The 3,735-nt window shown below is 22.4% G+C and carries 3 protein-coding genes; 1 reads left to right on the plus strand and 2 read right to left on the minus strand.

Translation table 11 applies throughout. From position 1 onward, the window contains the following. Positions 1 to 177: 177 nt before the first annotated feature. Together BGI41_RS07090 and BGI41_RS07095 are read right to left on the minus strand one after the other, a co-directional pair. Entirely contained in the window at positions 178 to 918 is a 741-nt protein-coding gene (locus tag BGI41_RS07090; RefSeq protein WP_088539904.1) for a peptidylprolyl isomerase, read from the minus strand. Next, the gene (locus tag BGI41_RS07095) at positions 909 to 2,048 is read right to left on the minus strand and encodes a nucleotidyltransferase family protein (protein ID WP_088539906.1); all 1,140 of its coding nucleotides are present in this window, start codon (positions 2,046 to 2,048) and stop codon (positions 909 to 911) included. Before BGI41_RS07095 ends, BGI41_RS07090 begins: the two co-directional genes overlap by 10 nt. A 372-nt stretch (positions 2,049 to 2,420) precedes the next feature. Between BGI41_RS07095 and BGI41_RS07100 the strand changes: the two genes are divergently transcribed. Further along, positions 2,421 to 3,677, plus strand: coding sequence for a dihydroorotase family protein (locus tag BGI41_RS07100; RefSeq protein ID WP_088539908.1), 1,257 nt, complete (start codon positions 2,421 to 2,423; stop codon positions 3,675 to 3,677). Positions 3,678 to 3,735: the final 58 nt, after the last annotated feature.

A 3,735-nucleotide genomic window follows, 5' to 3' on the forward strand; every position in this document is an offset into this window, starting at 1 on the left:
AATAAAAAATACTTAAAAATAAGAAAAAAACATGAATTTATGAAATTAATAAAAAATACTTAAAAATAAGAAAAAAACATGAATTTATGAAATTAATAAAAAATACTTAAAAATAAGAAAAAAAACATTAAAAAAACTATTTAATAAAAATTGAAAAAAATAAAAAAAGATTAGAATCTATTCTTCAGATTCTTCTTCATCTTCATTAGATTCAGTATCTTTTTTCTCAAAAGTATCAACAAATTGAACTTTATTTACGTCCATATTGTCCCAAAGATCTTTAGCAATTCTAAATCTTTGAAGAGTAACATCCATGTAAGATTTTTGATCAAATCTAGTAATTTCATCTAATTTAATACTTACAGTATCATCATCAAAATTAACTTCAGTTTTATCAATATCCATATTAGGATAAGCATAATGTAATTGAACCATACTTTTTACTTTATCTTCATCATCATCAATTACATCTTCAACTTTTACATCATAAACTAAATGTTTACCTGCTAATTCATGATTGAAATCAACTTTTACTCTTCCACCACTAACAGTTAAAACTTTACCAGTTTGACCTTCAGCTTGGATTCTCATTCCTGGGAAAGGTTTCATATTTTGTTTTTTAAATTCTCTCATAGGAATTAAAGTGATTAAACTAGAATCTCTTTCACCAAAACCATGTTCAGGATCTACTTTAACTACTTTTTCATCTCCAGGTTCCATACCAACAATAGCTTCATCAATAGCAGGAAGTAAATGTTTTCCACCTACAACTATTGGAATTGGAGTATATTCTTTGTTTTGATCATCAAGTCCTGCTTCTTTAGCTACATCTTCATAAGTAGTATCAAAAACATCCCCAGTTTCTTCAATTTTACCTGTGAAATTAACTTTAACAAAATCACCATTTTCTATTGCCATAAATCTATTCTCCTATTAGTTATTTTATTTTTAAATTGATTTAATACATCTTCATTTTTGTAATCTAAGATGCGAATATTATAAGGATATTTCTCAATATAATTTGATATTATATCTTTATTTATTTTAGTTTCTAATATACTTAAAACCCTTTGTTTATAATTACTTGAGAAACCATACAATAATGAATCTTCTAATTCATTAATAGTTTCAAATGGTTTTTTATCACGAGTTTCAATTATTTTAGAAGCTAATTTATCATTAAATAAGTTTAAAGAAATTAATTCCTCAAAAGACAAATTATTAGCATTGTCTAATATAGTTTCATAATCACGAATATTATTTAATGGTGCATAACCTAAATCAATATCTCTTTTTAATATAGAAATTGTTTCTTTAGGCATCATATTTTTAACCTTATCAAAATTATTATTTTCAATAGATTCACGAATTAAGGTTCCACTAACACCTTTTATACGTTTAACAAAAATAAATTTATTTTTGAAATCAAAACCAATATTTTTTAATGATTTAGAAAAAGAAACTATTACATAATTGTCTTCTTTTAATTTATCTCGCATGATAACTTCATTAGTATCCATATCAATAATTTTATAAGGTTTAGGTGCAATACCATGTCCTAAACTTATTCTATTTAATATATCATTAATACCATCAAATGGTTTATACCCTCTTGGAATGAAATCAGTATTTAAAGCTTGAAACATTTTACATAAACATAATGAGTATTGTCCAGATCCCATAATACCCATAGGTGGACCTTCAACTACAATATCTGCACCAACATTTATAGCAATTTCTGCTCTAGATGATCTATGCAAAATATAAGGTACACCTCTACCATTTCTTTCAAAAAGTCCTGGTACAATAGCAACAAAAATACTATCAGGAACCTTTTCTTTTGCAACTTTCATACAATGATAATGTCCATTATGTAATGGATTATATTCTGTAAAATCAGCTATTAAAGGTTTTAAATAACATTTATCCTGATTATCAATAAATTCTTCATTATAAAAATATTTAGTATTTTGAGAATCTTTATAATCTTTAAAAAATGTCTTTTTATCCTTCCTAATAATTTCTTTAACAAATTCCTCTGAAGGCATAATAATATATTATAATATTATATTTATAAAATATTCTATTAGTATATTATGGTTAATATAAAAAATATTATAAAAATTAGAAAAAGATTTTAAAAAATATTCTTAATTAATAATAAAATCAAATATTTACTAAAAAACAAATTATTAAATCAAAATAAATTAAATTATAAATAAATTTTATTAAACAATTATAATTACTAAATTATTATAGTTTAAAAATTATAAAGGAAAAAATTAAATCAAAAAACTATTACTAAAATCTAAAAATCATAGTATAAAAATCAAAATTATATAATTATTATTAAAATTATAAAAGCAATAATTAAAAAAATTAAATCAATGATTTATAACTAAAAATAGGTGTGTATGAATATGGATTTATTATTAAAAAATTGTAAACTTATTGATAAAAAAGGAGAATTTTATATTGGTATTGATAATGGAAAAATAAGTAAAATATCAAAACTTCCACAAGAAGCAGATAAAATAATAGACATTAATAATAATATTGTTTTACCAGGATTAATAGATCCACATGTTCATTTTAGAGATCCTGGAATGACAAATAAAGAAGATATAAAAACAGGATCTATGGCTGCTGCAAATGGAGGATTTACAACAGTTATTGATATGCCTAATACAAAACCAAAAACAAATACATTAAAAGCATATAAAGAAAAAGAAAAATTAATCAAAAATAAAAGTATTATAAACACATTAATACATGCAGGAATTAATAATTTTGATGAAATGAATAAAATTGCTAAATTAAATCCAATATCATTTAAAATATTTATGAATGAATATGATGATATAGAACTTGATGAAATATTTAAAAACATCTCAAAATTAGATACAAATCCATTAGTTACAATACATGGTGAAGATAAAAAAATAATTGAAGAAAATACAAAAAAAATGAAAGAAAAAGGTACAAATTTACCTATAGATCATGCATATGCAAGGCCAAGTACTGCAGAGGATGTTGCAATAGAAAAAGCAATAAAACTTAGTAAAAAATATAATTTAAAATTACATGTTTGTCATTTAAGTAGTAGAAAATCAGAAGAAATTATTAAAAATAATATAAGTGATGTAGATATTAGTTATGAATTTACTCCACATCATCTTTTACTTGAAGCAAATTCATTTAACAAGTTTGGAAACATAGTTAAAACTAATCCGCCATTAAGATTCTATGGTGAAAATATAACAATTAATGCACTAAATGAAAACTCAATAATTGGTACTGATCATGCACCACATACAGTTGAAGAAAAAGAGAATATGATATGGAATTGTCCATCTGGAATGCCAAATATTGAAACTGTTTTAAGTTTAATATTAACTGAAGTAAATAGAAAAAACATACCATTAAATATTGTTCCAAAAATATTATCTGAAAATGCTGCAAAAAGATTTAACTTAAAAAATAAAGGAAAAATTAAAGAAAATTATGATGGAGATTTAACTATAATTGATCTTAAAAAAGAAGGTACTTTTAACCTTGATGAATTTTATACAAAAGCTAAATTTTCACCATTTGCTAATATACCATATAAAGGTCAAGCAGTAATGACTATATATGATGGTAAAGTTAAAATGGATAACAATATTATTATAGAATAATTAAAAATTTAAAAATATATTTTCAAATTATTTTATTCTTAATATTAAATTCTTTTTT

Source organism: Methanobrevibacter sp. 87.7, from assembly GCF_002208625.1.
GTDB lineage: Archaea > Methanobacteriota > Methanobacteria > Methanobacteriales > Methanobacteriaceae > Methanarmilla.